At 42.7% G+C, this 19,805-nt stretch carries 15 protein-coding genes; 10 read left to right on the top strand and 5 right to left on the bottom strand.

The window, feature by feature from the left end; all coding sequences use genetic code 11:
* The first annotated feature begins 269 nt into the window (after positions 1-269).
* The 6 genes from B151_RS0101335 to B151_RS0101310 all read left to right on the top strand — a co-directional run bounded on the left by B151_RS0101335 (position 270) and on the right by B151_RS0101310 (position 8,792).
* Positions 270-947 carry a TetR/AcrR family transcriptional regulator gene (locus tag B151_RS0101335; RefSeq protein ID WP_020401786.1) on the top strand — a complete coding sequence of 226 codons (678 nt, stop codon included), beginning with the start codon at positions 270-272 and terminating at the stop codon, positions 945-947.
* A gap of 31 nt (positions 948-978) precedes the next feature.
* The gene (locus B151_RS0101330; RefSeq protein ID WP_169332172.1) at positions 979-2,493 is read left to right on the top strand and encodes a TolC family protein; all 1,515 of its coding nucleotides are present in this window, start codon (positions 979-981) and stop codon (positions 2,491-2,493) included.
* Between the two features lie 16 nt (positions 2,494-2,509).
* The gene (locus tag B151_RS17645; protein WP_020401784.1) at positions 2,510-3,553 is read left to right on the top strand and encodes an efflux RND transporter periplasmic adaptor subunit; all 1,044 of its coding nucleotides are present in this window, start codon (positions 2,510-2,512) and stop codon (positions 3,551-3,553) included.
* Positions 3,554-3,572: 19 nt separating this feature from the next.
* Positions 3,573-6,923 carry an efflux RND transporter permease subunit gene (locus tag B151_RS0101320; RefSeq protein WP_020401783.1) on the top strand — a complete coding sequence of 1,117 codons (3,351 nt, stop codon included), beginning with the start codon at positions 3,573-3,575 and terminating at the stop codon, positions 6,921-6,923.
* Positions 6,924-6,936: 13 nt separating this feature from the next.
* Positions 6,937-7,935 carry an LLM class flavin-dependent oxidoreductase gene (locus B151_RS0101315; protein WP_020401782.1) on the top strand — a complete coding sequence of 333 codons (999 nt, stop codon included), beginning with the start codon at positions 6,937-6,939 and terminating at the stop codon, positions 7,933-7,935.
* 131 nt (positions 7,936-8,066) lie between these two features.
* Positions 8,067-8,792, top strand: coding sequence for an acyl-[acyl-carrier-protein] thioesterase (locus tag B151_RS0101310; RefSeq protein WP_020401781.1), 726 nt, complete (start codon positions 8,067-8,069; stop codon positions 8,790-8,792).
* Between the two features lie 19 nt (positions 8,793-8,811).
* Here the strand turns inward: B151_RS0101310 and B151_RS0101305 are convergent, their stop codons facing one another.
* From B151_RS0101305 to B151_RS0101285, 5 genes are all read right to left on the bottom strand, one after another.
* Positions 8,812-9,633: an aldo/keto reductase gene (locus tag B151_RS0101305; protein ID WP_020401780.1), complete on the bottom strand. Its 822-nt coding sequence runs from the start codon at positions 9,631-9,633 to the stop codon at positions 8,812-8,814.
* 78 nt (positions 9,634-9,711) lie between these two features.
* Positions 9,712-12,540, bottom strand: a complete 2,829-nt coding sequence (locus B151_RS19265) for a T9SS type A sorting domain-containing protein (protein ID WP_083909844.1) — start codon at positions 12,538-12,540, stop codon at positions 9,712-9,714.
* A gap of 90 nt (positions 12,541-12,630) precedes the next feature.
* Positions 12,631-13,932 (bottom strand): dicarboxylate/amino acid:cation symporter, encoded by a 1,302-nt coding sequence (locus B151_RS0101295; RefSeq protein ID WP_020401778.1) that lies wholly within the window; start codon positions 13,930-13,932, stop codon positions 12,631-12,633.
* A complete protein-coding gene (locus B151_RS0101290; RefSeq protein WP_020401777.1) occupies positions 13,929-14,750 on the bottom strand; it encodes a DUF92 domain-containing protein in 822 nt (273 codons plus the stop codon). The genes B151_RS0101295 and B151_RS0101290 overlap by 4 nt, the downstream gene beginning before the upstream one ends.
* A gap of 4 nt (positions 14,751-14,754) precedes the next feature.
* On the bottom strand, positions 14,755-15,003 hold the full coding sequence (locus B151_RS0101285; RefSeq protein ID WP_020401776.1) for a hypothetical protein: 249 nt from the start codon (positions 15,001-15,003) through the stop codon (positions 14,755-14,757).
* Positions 15,004-15,093: 90 nt separating this feature from the next.
* Between B151_RS0101285 and B151_RS0101280 the strand changes: the two genes are divergently transcribed.
* The 4 genes from B151_RS0101280 to mazG all read left to right on the top strand — a co-directional run bounded on the left by B151_RS0101280 (position 15,094) and on the right by mazG (position 19,708).
* Complete coding sequence (locus tag B151_RS0101280; RefSeq protein ID WP_020401775.1) at positions 15,094-15,693, top strand: Maf family protein; 600 nt, start codon at positions 15,094-15,096, stop codon at positions 15,691-15,693.
* Positions 15,690-17,597: a tetratricopeptide repeat protein gene (locus B151_RS0101275; RefSeq protein WP_020401774.1), complete on the top strand. Its 1,908-nt coding sequence runs from the start codon at positions 15,690-15,692 to the stop codon at positions 17,595-17,597. Before B151_RS0101280 ends, B151_RS0101275 begins: the two co-directional genes overlap by 4 nt.
* Before the next feature lie 2 nt (positions 17,598-17,599).
* On the top strand, positions 17,600-18,865 hold the full coding sequence (locus B151_RS0101270) for a hypothetical protein (RefSeq protein ID WP_020401773.1): 1,266 nt from the start codon (positions 17,600-17,602) through the stop codon (positions 18,863-18,865).
* An 81-nt stretch (positions 18,866-18,946) separates the two neighbouring features.
* The gene (gene mazG / locus B151_RS0101265) at positions 18,947-19,708 is read left to right on the top strand and encodes a nucleoside triphosphate pyrophosphohydrolase (protein WP_020401772.1); all 762 of its coding nucleotides are present in this window, start codon (positions 18,947-18,949) and stop codon (positions 19,706-19,708) included.
* Positions 19,709-19,805 lie beyond the last annotated feature (97 nt).

Raw genomic sequence — 19,805 nt, 5'->3', positions numbered from 1 at the left:
CAAGCAGTAAAATAAACTTAAATGAAAAGCTCGCACAAAAAATGACCGCCGGTACATTAAAATATCTTTTACCTATGGATCAAGGTCTTAATGCACCCCTGATATGAAAGCGCTTTTTCTTTGTTTAAATTATTTAAACACCACTTTTCTATTTCAAATATGCCCTTTAATAATATATAAGCCTAATGAACGGCAGACTTCTTTTTTTGTTTAATAGTGGGTAAACTTAGTAAAGTAATTTTAGTCACTGAATGACCAAGAGTCAGTAAATGGGAATTAAAGAAAGAAAAGAGCGCGAGAAGAAGCGCAGAAGAGATCAAATTCTGACTGCTGCTATAGAGCTGATCGAAGAGCAGGGTTTTGAAAAAACCACAATGGATGAGATCGCCGAAAGAGCAGAACTTAGCAAGGGTACTCTTTATCTATATTTCAATGACAAGTCAACCCTTCACCAAGCCGTCAAAAAACGAGGGCTTGAACACTTATATGATAAGTTCTTACAAGTCATCAAACAGGATCTTCCCGGTGCTGAACTTGTCAAGAAAATGATGCTTACTTTTTTGAATACCCTCACTCATAATGCTGCTTTTACAAAAGCAATGGTGCTCTATGAGCATATCAAAGAAGGGTATAATAAAGAGAAACAAGAAGAGCCTTCTATCGTAGAGGATTGCAAAAATATTGAAGATGAACTTTTTATGATCATGGTTCGGGCAATACAGATCGGTATTCAGGATGGCAGTATCAAAACCCATCTCGAACCTAAAGTCTTAGCTTTGATGCTTAGTTTCCAAATGAGCGGGATGCTCAAATTTTACCTTTCAGGTTCCCATGATCATGCCCAAAAGATCTTAAATGATAATGAGCTGTCCATTCCGAAACTTTTAGAAGAGTTTCTTGAAATACAATTCCATGAGAAAAATTCCCCCTCTGACAACCAAGAATAATAAACCCCAGAATCATATCAATTTGTTTTCTATGAAACGATTTTTTGCCCATCCCCTGAAATTGAGCGGGATGTTCATCCTGATATTTGGTCTTAATCTTGCCCCGGTGTTATCAGCCCATTCACAGCCATCCTCAATTGCTGATACGCTGAGTGAAACCATAGACCTGGAACAAGCCATCCAGATCGCTTTAGCCAATAATACCCAGATGAAACGCTCTTTACTGTCTGTAAGAGATGCTGACCAACAGATCCTTGGTGCCTGGAGTAATGTGATGCCGGATATTGCCGCATCTGCCAATTATACCCGCAACCTTGAAGTACCGGTCAATTTCATCCCTGCTATTATCTTTGATCAAAATGCCGACCCTGACGAATTGATCCCGGTAGCATTCGGTACTGATAACAACTGGATGGGAGGATTTACTGTTTCCCAAACTATCTTTAATGGTCAGGCTTTTGTAGGGATCAGCAGCTCCGAATTAGTGAAGGCAGCCCAAGCTGAAGGCATGCGAGCTACTGCCCAGGGCATTGTAACTCAAACCCGCATCACCTATTATCAGGCACTGGTTACCAAGGAACGGTTAAGGCTGATCGAGGCGCAGATCTCTCGCATCAGGAAAAGCTTGGAAGATACCCGAAAACTGGCAGAACAAGGCTTTGTTGATGAATATGCCCTCCTCCAGCTTGAAGTACAACTTAGCAACCTTGAGCCACAGCTTACCTCAACCCGTTACGACGTAAAGGAAGCAAAGCAGGAACTGCTGGATGTTATGGGGCTCCCGGTACAACTTTCTATTGATGTAAAAGGTGACTTAAGTTCATTTAACATTCAGTCTCAGCAAGCCAATAACGAAGAAAATGAAGCCATAAAATCCATTGACCGTCAAACCCCGCTGGTACTGGAAACCGATTCTGTAGCACTAAAGAAGGCAATGGACCTCCGTGGCGACCTAAGAGTTTTGGATCTTCAGAAACAACTGCAAGGCAAGCAGCTTGATGCACAGCGAAGCTCGTATTTGCCCACTGTTTTTGCTCAATACGGTTTGAACTGGACGGCCTCTCAACCCGGAACTCCGGTATTTTTTGGCGATGAAAGCAACCGAGCCCGGTCTCAAACCCTTACAGTTGGTGTGCAACTTCCCATCTTTCAAGGACTGAGCCGCAACGTAGCAATTCAGCGTGCCAAGATTCAGATCAAAGATACGGAGCTACAGCAGTATCAGGCTAAGCAAACAGCCAATAAAGAAATTTTTACGGCTCAGCAAAATGTGCGCGAAGCGCTTGAAATCAGTGAAGGGCTTCAAAAAGCATTGAAACAAGCCGAGCGAGGCTATGAACGTGCCAAGATCCGCTTTCAAAACGGTGTTGGTTCTCAGCAAGAACTTAATGATGCCGAGCTTCAACTGCGGCAAGCTGAGATCAACTACGCTCAAATGGTATCCGGCTATCTTTCGGCCAAAGCCCAATACGACCAGGCCACCGGTCAGGTTCCTTTTGTAGGAAAAGACATTCAGGAAATCAAAGAAAATATCGAACTCAAATAACATGAAACCGACTCAAATGAAATCTCAAATCTCGATACTTGCGCTATTTTTACTGATCACCGCTTGTGGAAACGGTACTCAGCCTGAGAATGGCGAAAATAACAACACTAAAGTAATTCCGGTTTATGTAGACGAAATTCAACCTTCAACCTTCAGACGATATATTAATGTTCAGGGGGATGTTGAATCGGATAAAACGATCATGATCACTCCTAAAACTTCTGCTACTGTTGAAGAAATTTTAGTCCGAGCGGGGCAAAACGTACAAAAAGGAGATATTCTTGCTCGTTTAGATGGTGAGATCACACGCAGCCAACTGGAGCAGGTTAAAACCCAATTGGAACTGGCAGAGACTCTTTTTGAACGTCAGAAAAATCTGAGAGAACAGAATATTGGATCTGAAGTAGAGTTTCTGCAAGCTAAGACTCAGTATGAATCTGCAAAAAGTCAGCTTGCCACACTGCAGGAACAGTATGATTTCTATACCATCAGAGCCACCATATCAGGAACGGTGGATCGCGTTGACCTGAAAGTTGGAGAAACTGTTAGCCCTGCCCTGCCGGTATTTCAAATATCTAACTCTGATGCGATGAAAGTAACCGCACAGGTATCGGAGGCATACATAACCACGGTTAATGTTTCTGACAGTGTTGAGATCGTATTTCCAAGTCTGAATCAGTCTATCAGTAAGAAAATGGATGTAGTTAGCAAAGCCATAAATCCGTCAAATCGAACCTTTGGAGTGGAAGTTTATATCCCCAATACTATAAAAAACATTCGTCCAAATATGATGGCCAGGGTCAAGATCAATGATATTACCCTTCAAGGCCAGGTTGTTGTACCCGTAAACACCGTTCAGCGTGCAAATAATATCAGTTATGTATTTGTGGCTGAAGAAACGGCCAATGGTTGGGTAGCCCGAAACCGGGAAGTAGCCACCGGCTCCAACTACGAAAATGACTTGGTTATTACGGAAGGTCTTAATCCCGGTGACCTGTTGATCACTGCAGGATATGCAAATCTTTCTGATGGCTCTGCCATTTCTATTCAGGAAAATTAACCGAACCGAGTAACAGAATATGAGTTTCAAAGAATTTAAGATTTCAAGTCTCTCGATCAACAACCGGACAACAGTTTATCTGTTAACGGTTTTGATCACTATTATAGGTATATATTCGTACATCACGCTACCCAAGGAATCCTTTCCTGAAGTTGAGATCCCAATTTTCAATGTGGTGACAATTTATGCGGGTGCTTCCCCGGCTGATATCGAAAATGTGATAACACGGCCAATTGAAGAAGAACTGCAAGGCATTGACGGTATTGACCAGATCAGCAGTGTATCGAAGCAGGCCACCTCCATTATTACCATTGAGTTTACCACTGAGAAAGATAAACTGGTAGCCCAGCAGGAAGTAAATGATGCCGTGGAAAAAGCACGGGTTGAGTTACCCGCACAGCTTACTCAGGAGCCTCAGGTCAATGATTTCAATCTGGACGATCAACCCATCCTCAATATAAACCTCTCAGGTAACTTTGATCTTGTAGAGCTTAAAAAGTTTGCAGATGAGATCCAGGATCGCGTTGAAAGCATTTCAGATGTCAATGAAGCTGAGATCGTTGGTGCCCTGGAGCGTGAAATTCAGATCAATGTTGATTTGCATAAGATGCAGGCGGCCGGAATCAATTTTAATGACATCCGTCAGGGTGTTCAAGCCAAGAATATGACCGTTTCTGCCGGCCAGCTTAATATTGGTGCCATGGAGCGTTCTGTGCGTGTTGACGGAGAGATCGAGGAGGCCGAAGATCTGGAGAATCTGATCCTTCAAAATGCCGCCGGTGATGAAGTATACCTGAAAAATATTGCTACGATCCGGGATGATTTTGCAGATCGCGAAAGTTATGCCAGCCTCAATGGAGAACCGGTCATTACCATCAATGTGAAAAAGAAAAGCGGTGGTAATCTTATAGAGACCTCCGAAGCAACCGTAGCGATCGTCAAAGAGCTGCAGGAGACCGAGTTTCCCAAAGACCTGAAAGTCACCATTACCGGAGATCAGTCTCAAGACACCAAAGACAGTATTTCGAACCTGTTTAATACGGTGATCCTTGGCTTTTTCTTTGTGGTGATTGTACTCATGTTTATTATGGGAGTGCAGAATGCCGTTTTTGTGGGTTTAGCCATACCGCTTTCCTCTTTGATCGCTTTTGCGGTTATGCCCACTATTGATTTCTCCATTAACATAGTTGTGCTTTTTGCCCTTATTCTGGGATTAGGAATCGTAGTTGACAATGCCATCGTGATCGTAGAAAACATTTACCGGCACGTAACCAAAGGGGATCTCAGTAAGATAGAAGCCGCTAAAAAAGCAGCCGGAGAAATTGCCCTGCCAGTCATCACCGGTACTTTAACTACCATAGCACCTTTCTTTCCTCTTTTGTTTTGGGGAGGCATCATCGGCCGGTTTATGATCTATCTTCCGGTTACGCTGATTCTTACTTTGATAGCTTCTTTATTGGTAGCACTGATCATGAATCCGGTGTTTGCCGTCTCCTTTATGAGCGAAGATGAAGATCACATCAAAGGTAAACAGGAGCATGATAATCGCTTTCTATGGATTGCTTCAGCCGTGGTTGCTGTATTGGCAGTCATCTTTTACCTCACGGGAGGTATGTTCTTAGCCAACCTGCTGATCTTCATTTATTTGCTCTGGTTATCAGAACGATTTATCCTTAAGCCACTCATCCGCGGGTTTAACGAATCAACACTTCCAAAGATCCAAAGCTATTATCACGATAGCATACAGTGGATATTAGTGGGCAACCGGCCTTGGTATATCCTTGGGCTTACAACCGTTTTCTTATTTGTAAGTATTTTTCTGTTAGGGGTAGCCTCTCCTAAAGTAGTTTTCTTTCCCGAAAGCGAACCAAACTTCGTTTATGTATATAATGAAATGCCCGCAGGGACGGATCTTAATGAAACAAACCGGGTCAACAAACAGATAGAACAGCGGGTGTATGATGTTATAGGTCAGGATAATCCGGTGGTTAAATCTGTGATATCCAATGTGGCTGTTGGGGCGAACCCTCCAAATAGTATTGACCCAACCCCTTCCCCCAATAAAAGTAAAGTAGCTGTAGAATTTGTGGATTACCAGTACCGTAATGGGGTTTCTACTCAGGAAATATTGAACCAAATACGCGAAAATGTTCAGGATATTCCCAACACTACCGTTACCGTTGAAAAAGAACAAAACGGCCCCCCAACCGGAAAACCGATCAATATCGAGATTACGGGAAATGAATTCGATCAGCTGATCTCGCTTACTGAGCGATTCAAGAATTATATACAGGAACAAGATATTGAAGGTATCGAAGAGCTTCGCTCAGACCTACAAGTGAATAATCCGGAAATTATCATTGACATCGATAATGAAAAAGCAAATAGCTACGGTATAAGTAATGTTCAAGTTGGAGCGGCTATTCGTACGGCTCTTTTAGGCGAACCTGTTTCTACGTTCAGAGAAGACGAAGATGAATATGATGTAACACTTAGGTTGCAGGAAGATGACCGCGGTAATATCATAGATCTGATGAACATGACGGTAGGTACTCCGACCGGTTTTGTACCAATCTCTGCTGTAGCGACGCCAAGGCTATCGAACAGCTATGGAGCCATTAACAGGATCGACCTGGAGCGGGTGGCTACCTTGTCGTCAAACGTGTTAACAGGTTATAACGCCAATGAAATTAACATGAAGATCCGGGAAGCCTTACAAGATTTTGAAGTTCCACAGGGCTATCAAATAAGCCTGACCGGTGAGCAGGAAGAGCAGGCCGAGACCAGTCAATTTCTTGCAGTTGCACTACTTGCTGCCATTATGCTGATCTTCCTTGTTCTGGTTGGGCAATTTAATTCCATCGGGAAGCCCTTGATCATCATGTCGCAGGTACTTTTCAGTTTGATTGGGGTGTTCATAGGTTTTGCGACCTTCGGTATGGATATCTCCGTAGTACTGACTGGTATGGGGATCATCGCTGTTGCCGGTATTGTGGTGAAGAATGGTATAATTTTGATTGATTACATCGATATTCTTCGCAATGACGGAGTGGGTCTTAAAGAAGCGGTGATAGAAGGCGGTGCTACTCGTCTGAACCCTGTGATTTTGACTGCAGCCTCAACAATTTTAGGATTGATTCCATTAGCAATGGGACTGAATATTGACTTTTACGGACTCTTTGCCAGCTTTGAACCCAACCTCTACTTCGGTGGAGATAATGCCGATTTTTGGGGTCCGCTGGCCTGGACCATCATCTATGGTCTTGGTTTTGCCACCTTCCTGACTTTATTCCTGGTACCCTCCATGTATTATATTGGAGTGAATGCCAAGATCTGGTTCAAAGAAAAAACTAAAGCTCTGACCAAATAGAGTAGAAAAAAGCATGATTCCGTATTCCGTTTTAGATCTTGCTATTGTTACTGAAGGCAATGATCCAAAAGAAGCCATTCAGCGGAGCCGTGAACTTGCGGTTGCTGCCGAAGAACTGGGTTACCATCGGTTTTGGATGGCGGAGCATCACAATATGGAACACATCGCCAGTTCAGCCACATCTGTGTTGCTGGGACATATGGCGGAAGCGACATCTGCGATCAGGATCGGCTCTGGGGGAATCATGCTTCCCAATCATTCCCCCTACATCATAGCCGAACAATTTGGGACCCTTGCTACCATGTATCCGGGACGGATTGATTTAGGTTTAGGTCGGGCCCCCGGAACCGATCAAACAACGGCTCATGCCATTCGCCCCAACCGGATGCAAGAAGTGTATAACTTCCCAAAAAATGTAGAAGAACTTCAAAGATATCTTTCCAATAATAATCGCGGGAAAGTAAAAGCATTTCCCGGACAGGGAACAGAAGTTCCGCTTTGGATCTTAGGTTCAAGCACCGATAGTGCACATTTAGCTGCAAAACTGGGTTTACCGTACGCCTTTGCCAGTCATTTTGCACCACAACAACTGGTGGATGCCGTTCACATTTACCGAAAAGAATTTCAACCATCCGGTCAGTTAGAACATCCGTATGTAATGGCCGGCATTAATGTGGTAATGGCCGATACCAACGAACAAGCTGAATATCTCTCCTCTTCCACTAAACAAATGTTTGTTGGGGTAATTACGGGAGAACGCAAGCCACTTCCTCCTCCTGTTGATGATATCAGTAAAGTACTTCCCTTTCAGCACCGGATGGCTTTAAAACAAATGTTGGCTTATTCCTTTGTTGGCGACAAAAGAACGGTAGCCGAGCAACTAAAGAACTTTTTGTCAGAGACCGGTGTTGATGAGATCATCACTGCATCGTACCTCTATGATCACACACAGCGTATTAAATCGCACCGTCTTTTTTCTGAAGTGATGCAGGAAATAACTATTCCTGCTTAATGTTTTTTGTACCCCGAAAACCCAGGCCTCATCAGGTGAAACTGATGGGGCTTTTATTTTTATTTCAATAAAATTATTTACGTACTTAAAGTAAGTTTAAATACAAACCCAGACTCATACCTAAAAGAAGCATGACCAAAGACATCACCAAACATGCCGAACATTTCAAAATCCGGGCAAGCGAAGTAGATTTCAATGGTAAGGCGACACTCCCCGCTTTGTGTTCTTTATTTCAGGAAGTAGCCGGTAATCATGCGCTGAAGCTGAACTTCGATATCAGTCAGCTTCATAAGCAAAACCTGACCTGGGTACTTCACCGAATGGACATCAAAATAGATCGTTTTCCAAAATGGCGTGATACCATCACTATTGAAACCTGGCCGGCTGCAGGTGATGCCCTTCGTGCGTACCGTGATTACCGTATTTTGGATGAGGACGGTAAACAGATAGGTGCTTGCCTGAGTTACTGGATGATGATGAACCTGGAAACCCGTCGCCCAACCCGAATGCCGCAGGAAGTGCTCGACCTGCGTTTGAACGAAATTGAACATGTAATGCCGATTAAAACTTCCCGGATGAAGCCTTTTGAGGAATCTGATAAACAGGGAAAGCTCAGCGTTCGAAAATCCGATTTGGATATGAATAAGCACGTAAATAATGCCAGATACGTAGAATGGATGATGGAGTTATACAATGAGAAAGAGGCCCGTTCTATCCATGAAATTGACATCATGTTTATGAAAGAAAGCGTAGCAGGAGATGAACTTACATCCGAACTAAAGTACTCTGATGAGATTCAAAAACATCAGCTTAAGAACCAAAACGGGGATGTTTTGGCTCTCGCTGAATGTAAATAATCCGATTTACTGCGGTTGATTATTTATCCCATTCCGGTGCAAAATCAGGGTCAACAAGCCGGGTTGATTTTTCAATATCATCAATAGCATAGAAATCGTCATCTTCTAATGCGAAATCATAGATATCGATGTTTTCTTTAAGGTGCTCTTCTGTTGAAGCCTTTGGGATAGCAACCACTTGCTCCTGTTCAATAAGCCAACGCAGAGAGATCTGAGCAGGTGTCTTACCGTATTTCTCCCCCAGCTGCTTTAACAATGGATGGTCCATCACTTTACCTTGTGCCAATGGCGAATATGCAGTAAACATGATGTCCTGTTCCGCGGTATAGTCCAGCAAGTCAAACTGACTTAGAAAAGGATGATATTCGACCTGATTACAAAATATGGGTGCACCCAATTCTTCATTTACTTCTTTCAAAAGCTTAAGCGGGAAATTTGCTACACCAATATTCAGCGCTTTGCCTTGATCTCTAAGCGAAAGAAAAGCCTCCAGTGTTTTCTCAACATTGATATCCGGATTGGGCCAGTGTATCAATAAAAGATCAACATAAGGGGTATCCATGTCTCTTAAAGAATTTTCAGCCACTTTAAGTACATCCTCTTTTTCAAGATGCGTATGCCAGATCTTTGATGTAAGAAAAATTTCTTCCCGATCTACATGTGATCGCTTTATAGCCTCTCCCACTTCCCGTTCATTCTTATAACTTTGAGCAGTGTCGATGTGGCGGTAACCCAAATTTAAAGCCAACTTGATTGCATTTTCACCTTCCCTGCCAATTAAACGGTGTGTGCCTAACCCAATTTCGGGTACGTCCACTCCTTGAATTGTTTTAAACTGCATGATGGTAATTAAGTAGTATCCTCTTTGTTTTTTATGATTGGTTGATTGAAATAACTGTTATCACACGAAATATGTTCATTATTTTACTAATGTCATTTTTCGTGTCATAACCTTGTTACCCACTTCAAGTTGATAAATATACATACCGCTGGGCCGATCACTGGCATCCCATTCAAAGTGCTTTTCACCGGCCGAAAGTGTTCCCTCTATAATTACAGCAATCGGCTGTCCTACAATGTTGAATACCGATAGTTTAACTTCTTCCGGTTGTGGCAGGTAAAATGAAATGGTTGTGACCGGATTGAATGGATTCGGATAATTCTGATACAACTCAAGTTCTCTGGGGGCGTCTACCACTTCCTTATCACCTTTCTCTGCACCTGGAGGTATAATATGCAGCACAAAACGGGTATCTTCGGCACCGGCATCATCAACTGCTCGCTCGCCAGAAGGATCCGTTTCTTTTGATCCGGATCGATTATAATCAAAGTTAAGAACAAAACCATCTCTAAGCGTATAAGTCTTATCTAATAGCCTGTCTTCCAATTTAATGATCCATTCTTCCGGTAATTGCCCCCATTCAGTTACGGCAAATCTTACGCTTCCATTCTTATCCATGTCAAAAAATACCGGTAAAGACCGTATGGTGGAAAGTTCTTCAGAAATCCCAAATGTGCTGAAATAATCTTTTCCTGTATGAATCGAAGCCTTTAAAAATGACTGCCCCGCAAATTGCATCTCCGGATAAGACTCAAGATCCTTTTGATCGTGACTTATACTTCCCAGCCCAACTAATAATGATTCTTTTTGATCCGTATTTGGAACGGAAAACTCAAAACCAAAACGGGGAATTTCCTTGGGTTCGTCCAATTCCCGGTTTGCATTAATGGGCTGTAATAAATTTTCTTTTTGGAATACAACCCTGACCGGCTCCTGTTTTGATTGCAACATTAACCAAAATGGAGCTTTGGGCATCAAAGAATCAGACGCGGCTAATGGTACAATATTCATCTCTCCGGCAGAGTTTCTCTCAAAGCCATACACAACGGGATTCAAATCAAGTTCCGGATATTCCATTTCGAACACTTCTAAAAAGCGTTTAACCAGAATACTTTCACCAAGGTTATTAACTGCTATATTCAACCCTTCCAACCGGTCGATGGTATTATTTTCGTTGTAATCAGTTGCCGAAAGATCGAGGGCCATAGTTCTGATGCCCCCCTCTTTTTGTGTCCTTTTATTCTCTGAAAGAAACTCGTTGAGAACTTCTGCTTCCCGGGGTTCAAAATAACCAAAAAGAACTTCTGACCCATCTAAAGCATCAGGGATATCTTCATATTTTTCCATTGAAGAGCGCTCCTCACTCCAGGCCACCCACTCTACTTCCGGGAATTGTTCAACAATAGAGGGCTCAGCGGGGAGAACTTTCCATCCCGGAATATCACTCTTTGCCAAAGTTACTTGTGCAACAGTACCCTGTTCCACCTCGGTTACTGCTTCAGAAGAACGAACGGCATCCACCCTCAGAGGTTCATCCTTAGGGCGTACATCCTTATTCTCAGTAAGGTTATTTTTTCCATAAGTAAATTCATCGATCAGCTCATCCCTATAATCAATCAGCTGTAATAGTCCCCCTTTCTCATTTAACAATGGTTTATCAGTTTGAATGATAAGACTCTCCCTCGCTGAATCAACAGGTTGAGTGGAGCGGATATCTCTGACTTTTAAACTCTCGCCGGGAATAAGTACTGCCTGATCAGGAAACAGATATTCCAACTGCTCAGATCTTAATTTCCAGCCGTTTAACGAAACCGGTCCATCTTCTCCACTGATTAGTTCAATCTGGCCGTATCCCTCTCTGTCGTTGTCAACCGATGCGATGGAAATATTAGGTTGTTCATTATCCTGAATCACCAAACTGTGTGAAAGGAAATCACCGAAATTCCCCTTCGAAAGATTCTCTAAGTTAAAAATACCGGTTTCACGGCCTTCATATTTTTCATCATCTGCAATGGGGACGTGAACTTCATATACGGCATCACCGATCAAGCCGGTAAAATTGAGCGTTTCAGAGTTAAAACTTTTTATATCATCCGCATTTATGATGCTTTGGGAACTATTGAAGGTTACGTCTGCCGTTAAACGTGATCCATCATGTTCATAAATCGCTACATTTAAAGTTGCTATGGAATCGCCTTCCTGAACGGTAGACAGACTTCGCTCGAATAAGATTACCGGAGGATCTAACAAGTTGAAGGATGTTCCAAATCTTGCAAAGGGTTCATCGTTGGAACGCCAATTGGCTTCATCGGTCACAAACTTCAGCAGTAAATTGCGGGTTCCGCTCGCTCCGTTTCGTATGTAATATTGATGATTCTCTTCGGCTCCAAGTCTCAAAAAAAGCTGATCTTGTTTTAAGGAAGAAGGAATATCAGAACTTGCCTTATCATCGGGGAACTGTCTCCAAACCCGCTCATTCCCCCAACCCAATGCAAATATATGTCGGTAATAAGCTCCTGATTTTTGATACAGAAACAAACGATGAGCTTTTTGGGTAAGGTCTATGGTGCCGGATGTCCGGACAAGTTCACTCTCCTCCGGGTTTATGAAGATATTTGTACCGGCTTCTACATTCTCCAGAAAAGTAACCTCAAGTTCTTTGCCTGATAACGTTTGGGTAGAGTCATTCCATGATCCTCCGGATATATAGAGCGTAGTCCCTTCCTCAATATCAATCAGTGGGATAAGGTCAACAGACTGGGTATCGGCATTAGCAGATACCACTACAACATCACCCGGTAGTAATACAGACTGAGCGTTTAGCTTTGCTGAAAACAAAGCCACACAAAGAAAGAGGGCGATATGTATTATTCTATTACGTTTACAGGATAGTAACTTTAGGGCCATAGGCACTCTTGTTACTTAAAATTAATTCTATCTCAATTAACAGATTTTCAGGCATAAAGGCATATAATTTTTTTGAAAAAATCTGAATTTTTAATCATCCAGATGAGCCTCGCCTAAAAGCCCTTCTGTTGATGCCACAGCCACCGATACAGCGGCGTCTCCGGTGATATTTACCATGGTTCTAAACATATCCAACAACCGGTCGACTCCCAATATCAGGGCAATACCTGCCGTAGGAACTTGAATAGACTCAAGTACAATTACCAACATAATGATGCCCGCGCCCGGAACTCCGGCCGCCCCAATAGAGGCTGCAGTTGCAGTCAATACAATGGTTAGCTGTTGTACAATGGTAAGATCCATACCCAATGCTTGAGCAATGAATACAGCGGCCACAGCCTGATATAAACTGGTTCCATCCATATTTACGGTGGCACCTATAGGCAGAACAAAACTGGCCACCTCATCTTCAACACCCAGGTTTTTTTCAACCCTCTCCATGGTTACAGGAAGTGTGGCGGCGCTTGAACTGGTACTAAATCCTAACAGCATTGCCGGCTGAATTGCTCTGAAAAAGGTTTTGAGCTTCATGTTGCTCGTCGCCTTAAACAAACTGGCATATACCACAAAAACATGGATCGTCAAGCCGATTAGTACAGCAAGACAATACCACCCAAGAGCATAAAGTAACTCCAGTGCTTTACCAAGATCATCTCCTGCAAGATCTATCAACAGAGAAGCCATCAACGCAAAGACACCGTACGGAGCCAAAAGCATAATTAACTCCACGATCCTTATTACAACATCATTGAGCGCATCGAAGAAATTCACAAGCGTTTCAGCTTTCTTTCCTCCTATTTGAATAATTCCTATTCCCAATAAGATTGCCACAAATACGATCTGCAGCATATTTGAATTATCTGAAGCGGCATTTACCAAATTTTCAGGAACAATATTTACCACAAAATCCAGAGGGCCGCGATCCATTACTTCCATTGCACTCTCGCTGCGGTCACTGATCGTCTCGCTGTATGTCTCCTGCAGCTGATCGCGTGTCTCCGGAGGAAGGGTCTTACCCGGCTGTATGATATTTACCGTGATCAAGCCAATTGTAATTGCAAAAATGGTAGTAATGGCATAGATACCCACTGTCTTCCCTCCCATTCGCGAGAGCTTGGTGGTATCATTCAAGCTCGTAACTCCTGTTACCAGCGATACTAATACCAAGGGTACAGCAATCAAAACCAACAACTTGATAAAAATTGTACCCACCGGCTTTATATAATTGGACGTAAACTCATTAAGGCCAGCAAAGTTTGCTATCAAACCCCAAATAAGCCCTAGTACTAAACCGATTATAATTTGCCAGTGTAATTTTTTATACCATTTCATAAGCTAATAATTAGGGTTAAAATCATACTTAAAATTGAGGCTGTGCCGGACGAGATCCAGTTCACAAAGTTATTGCTAACTGTAATTCGGTATGAACCAATAATTTTGATCTTCTTTGGTTTACTTTGTTGAAAACGAGCTCCAAGGTACGAATCAAAAATACAGCCTGAAAATCCAGTCAGAGCTACGATCAAAACATACCCAACATGCGTTTCCATATTAAAGATCCAATAGGTTAAACTAATTACGGAGGCTCCCAATAAGGATGCGATAGTGCCCGGAACACTAATACCACCGTCTGTACCGGGCTGTACTGATTCACCGGAAGTTAATAGCCATGTTTTGGGATGCAACCGATTGCCACCAATCTCGGTAGCCCAGGTATCTGCTGTGGATACTGCAATAGAAGTAGTGCCGGCCAGTATAAAAGCTTCCATACCGGTCAAAAACCAAACCAGGATCCAAAAGGAAAACCAAAATCCATTGGACCAAACTTGTACTCCATCACGCCTGAATGTGTGTACAAATTTATCATCGCCATCTGTCAGATTCTTTGAGAACAGGGAGCTGCTGATGAAGAATACCAAGATTATAGCTGCACCGGGTATCCCTCCGATGCCGTATGCAATGCTTCCGCATATAACAGCAGATGTGGTTCCGTCAAGCGTTAACCAATTTAATAGAAAAGCCCCGGCAGCAAGCAGAAAAGCAAAAAGTGCTCCAAACAGAATTTGCCGATGATCAGCAGCATCTCCAAAAATGATGAACACAGATACCAATGCCAGTAAAAAAAAGATATTTACCTTTCGGTGCAGCACGTACTCAGCTTTCAGAAACTTCTTTTTGATCGTCGCGATCGTGCTTCATAATGGCAAAAACAACCAGGATGTAACCGGCCATAATCACAACCGGTGAAATAAATAGTGAGATAAAGCCTTTGACCTCGTTTTCCATGTACATGGCTGTGAACCCGGCAAAGATCAAAAATATTGCCATCCCAATCAGCTTATAGTTATAGGCCGAAAAAAACATCGGCTGAGAGTTAGAAGTATTACGTCCTCGTTTTGCCATTTTGGTTTTGGTTAACTTAATTGGGAATTTCTTTGTATTGCTTGCTAAGTTATTTAATTATCTGCTAAACATAAAAGAACAAAATAAAGTATGAGCCGAATTGTGCTGGCCTCTCAAAGCCCGAGGCGTAAAAAATTATTACAACAGATCGGGCTTGCCTTCGAGATCTACCCCAGTGATGCTGAAGAAATCATCAACCTTGAAGATCCGGGAGAAATTGTAGAAGACCTTGCCTTAATGAAGGCTACTGACGTTGCCGGGAAATTCTCGGAAAGCCTGGTCATTGGAGCAGATACCATAGTTGTTCACCAAGATAAGATCCTCGGTAAACCCGCTACCCCTCAAGAGGCTTTCAGCATGCTTCAAAACCTCAGCAATTCAACCCATTCGGTTTTCACAGGTGTTTCACTTGTTAAAACTGATAAAAATCAGCAAATCACACACTCATTGACCTTTCATGAGCAAACCAAAGTGACATTCAGTGCGTTGGAAAAGGCAGACATAGAAGCTTACATTACGACAGGAAATCCTATGGACAAAGCCGGAGCGTATGGAATTCAAGACGACTTGGGGGCCTTATTTGTAGAAAAAATTGAAGGCGACTATTACAATGTGGTTGGATTTCCGCTAAACCGATTCCACCGGGAATTGAAATTATTACTGCCCGACCTGAAAATCATTCATCAATGAATCAAGCAATTAAGACATTAATATTTGGACTTTTTCTGAGTCTCGTGAGTACATCGGCCTATTCTCAAACCAGCCGGGATTTTCAGATTGCCGTGCGCATGATGCAGCAGCAACAATATGCAGAGGCACTTCCTATTCTGGAAGAACTACATGAAGATTTTCCGGAGAATTATGAATATGCCGACCGTTTTATTGATTGCTTAATCCAGCTAAAACAATATGACCGTGCCCTCAATATTGCTGATCGTTTTAAAGACAGGTCTGAGTCAGACCAAAGGATGGAGATCCGGATCGCAGAACTCTATCATTACAAAGGCGATAAAGAAAAAGCATTCCAACTTTGGCAACAAAACATTGATAAAGAACCTCGTAATCTTCAGTTATATATAAACACGGCCCGCACCATGATCAACCGGCAGGAATACCTAAAAGCCGTAGATGTGTATCAACAAGCACGGGTAAACTTTCAGAACAACCGTTTGTTTTTTGGAGATATCGCGAATGCTTACATGAGAGCCGGGGAATACGAGAAAGCGATCGAAGAATGGCTTTCACTATTGGAAGACAATCCGAATCAGATCTCCTTCATACAGCGCAGCCTGCTCAGATATAATGATCCGGTTCTGAACGACATTACCATTGTAGAACTCAACGACCGGCTTTCCGACATGTCTGTATCTGCACCTGCCTATTCAACATTTTATCAGTTGCAGATCTGGCTTTTACAGGAAAATGAGCTATACAAGAGAGCGTTAGCTGCTGCTACAGAATATGAATCCCGAACACAATCCTATAACTATGCTTTGTTCAATTTAGGCCGACAACTTATTCGCAACAATCAATTTGAACTGGCCCGGGATGCATTCACCTACTATACGGATAAAACTTATGGGGAAGTGAAGTGGCGCGGACTGGAAGAGCTTGCCAACACCTATTCAGCCTGGGCAAAATATATGGATGACTACAATCTTGACTTCAGCAATAAAAGAGATAGTTTATACCGCCTGGCAACCGCTATGCTTGATTCTATCCAAACGGAAACAAATACCTATAGCGGAATGGGGAGTATACACCTGAAAAGAGCTGAGTTAGCACTGGATCATGTATTTGACCTCGAAAAAGCGCAGCGATCACTTGAAACTTTACAGCAAATGCCTAGCATGCAGGATGCTCCGGAACTTCCCTATCTTGAAGGACGAATTTATCTGGCAAAGAAAGAATATCCTGAAGCTCGCATCCAGCTTACCCGTGCCAACAAAAAAGCAGATATTGGAGAGATGGCCGAGAAGACCCGATACTTTCTTGCTCTCACCGATTTCTATGCCGGCGACTATGAATTTGCTACCATCCAGTTGAAATCCCTGGGTCGTCAAAATACTTCCTATTACGCAAATGATGCCCTTGAATTACGACTTTGGCTGCAACAAGGGACTTCTGCCGACAGTACCGGTGCTTTGCTTGACCGTTTCGCCCAAAGCGTATACGACAACAGAAATGGAAATGAACGGGTGAGTGCAGCTGAGTTCTATGAGTTTGCCAATGACCCTAAAGTATCCGCTTTGAAAGATAATGCACTGTTGTTTTTAGTGGATTCCCCGTTCATTCCTTTAAAACAGAAATATGTGCAGGTCCATACGTATCTCTCCGGAAACCCAAATACACCTATTAAAGAAAAATTGCTTTGGGAAAAAGCAAAACTCGCTGAACAACTTTTAGATGCATCCGATGCTGAACTTTGTGTTGCCGAAGAATGCCTCGAATTTGACTCAGAAACAACAAATCAATTTGCAGAGCCCGAACACCCGAGAGATATTTATGACCAACTCATTCTGCAGTATCCACAGGGCTTTTATGCCCCTTATGCACGAGAACGATTAAAACGATTTACCAATCCAACTTCCTGATCATGTTCAAGAGAATACTTTCTATTGTCCTTTTTATACTGATTCCTGCCTTAGTTTCTGCACAACAATATGTGCTCATCCCTATGGATGCCTCGCAGACCAACCATTTGAAAGCTTACGGAGTGGTATTTAATCACCTTGTTGACGGTCATACCGGGCAGTGGCTTTTGAATTATCGCGGGGGAAGTTTTCTGGCAACTGCCGAGAATGATATCATCAGAAAGAGCAGAGTCAGAAATGTCACTATCGAAACGATCAATGCTTCTGAAGCAAATCAGATCGTGCAGCAAGTGGAAAGTAACAGCAGTAATACTGCCGTTGTAAATCTTGAAAAAGCACCGAAGATCGCTGTTTACACTCCGGATCAAGCGCTTCCCTGGGATGATGCCGTTACCCTGGCCTTAACTTATGCAGAGGTTGAATACGACAAAATTTGGGATGTTGAGGTATTGGAAGGCAAACTTAATGATTATGATTGGCTTCACCTTCATCATGAAGACTTCACCGGACAGTATGGAAAGTTCTGGTCTACTTACCGAAACATGCCCTGGTACATTGCCCAGGTAAAACAAATGGAAGCTATGGCAGAGAAACTGGGCTTCTCAAGTGTTTCTGAGCAAAAGAAAAAAGTAGCAAGAACCATCAAAGAATATGTAGGTAACGGGGGCTTTTTGTTTGCCATGTGCTCGGGAACAGATACCTTTGATATCGCTTTGGCTGCCGAAGGTGTTGACATTGCCCCTGAACAATTTGACGGAGATCCTGCTGACCCTAATGCACAGCAAAAACTGGATTTCGATAAAACGTTGGCGTTTGAAAACTTCAACATCACATTAAACCCTGCTGAATACGAACATGCCGATATTGATGTTTCCCCGAGTCTGGATCGTGTAGATCAATCTCTTGACTTTTTTACGCTGTTCGAATTTTCTGCCAAATGGGACCCGGTTCCTACTATGCTTACACAAAATCACGTAAGTAGTGTGCGAGGATTTTATGGACAGACCACCGCTTTCCAAAAAGACAAAGTAAAATCATCGGTAGTGATACTGGGAGAAGCACCAGGCCGAAATCAGGTCAAATATTTGCATGGTAATTATGGCCGTGGCACCTTCACGTTTTATGCCGGTCACGATCCGGAAGATTACACCCATCGCGTAAATGACCCTCCAACAGATCTTGAACTTCACCCCAACAGCCCCGGCTACCGGTTGATCCTGAATAACATCCTGTTCCCGGCAGCTCAGAAAAAAAAGAAAAAGACTTAATGAATTAAAGATTCAAAATTAAAAATGAAAGATTGGTACCTTCATTTTTAATCTTTAATTCTCAATTTTGAATTTCACAAAATGAAGCCGAGCAGGAACTTTGATGACCTTGTAGAACTCGTAAACATTCTTCGGAAAGAATGTCCCTGGGATCGCAAACAGACACACGAATCCATTAAGGATAATTTGATAGAAGAAGCATATGAAGCTATCGAAGCGCTCGATAATAACGACTTTGACGAGTTCAAGAAAGAGTTAGGAGATTTGCTGCTGCATGTAGTCTTTCACTCCCGTATGGCCACCGAAACCGAGACTTTTGATATCGGCGATGTTATCTACACGCTGATGGAAAAGCTGATCCGCCGACACCCGCATGTTTTTGGGGATACAGAAGTGGAAGGAGAAACACAGGTTTCGCAGAACTGGGAAAACATTAAACTGAAAGAAGGAAAAAAATCTACCCTGGATGGATTACCGGTACAACTTCCTGCACTTATTCGCGCCCAGCGTATGCAGGAAAAGGCAGCAAACGTTGGTTTTGACTGGCCGGAATGGAAATTAGCCTGGGAAAAACTGGATGAAGAATTACACGAATTTCGTCAGGCACTGGAAAACGGAGATCCGGACGAACTTTCGGAAGAATTTGGGGATGTACTTTTCTCTTTGGTAAATGTCAGCCGCTACTTTGAATTGAATGCTGAGGACAGCCTTCGCAAAGCCAATACAAAATTTGAGCATCGCTTCCGTCACATCGAAAAACGGCTCAAAGAGAACAATAAAACACTTAAAGATTCTTCTTTAGAAGAGATGGATGCATTTTGGAACGAGGCAAAGGATCTTTGACCAATTTAGTTTCTTTCCCATCTTCATAATTTCTTCAAACTAACTTGTTTCATTCCAGTGTTTTAAAACTTTTTGACTTAAAATTGTGTGTCGGTTT

This window comes from Gracilimonas tropica DSM 19535 (genome assembly GCF_000375425.1).
Classification (GTDB): domain Bacteria; phylum Bacteroidota; class Rhodothermia; order Balneolales; family Balneolaceae; genus Gracilimonas; species Gracilimonas tropica.
Note: the sequence above shows the minus strand (reverse complement) of the source record. Positions and strands in the feature narration are given on the sequence as shown.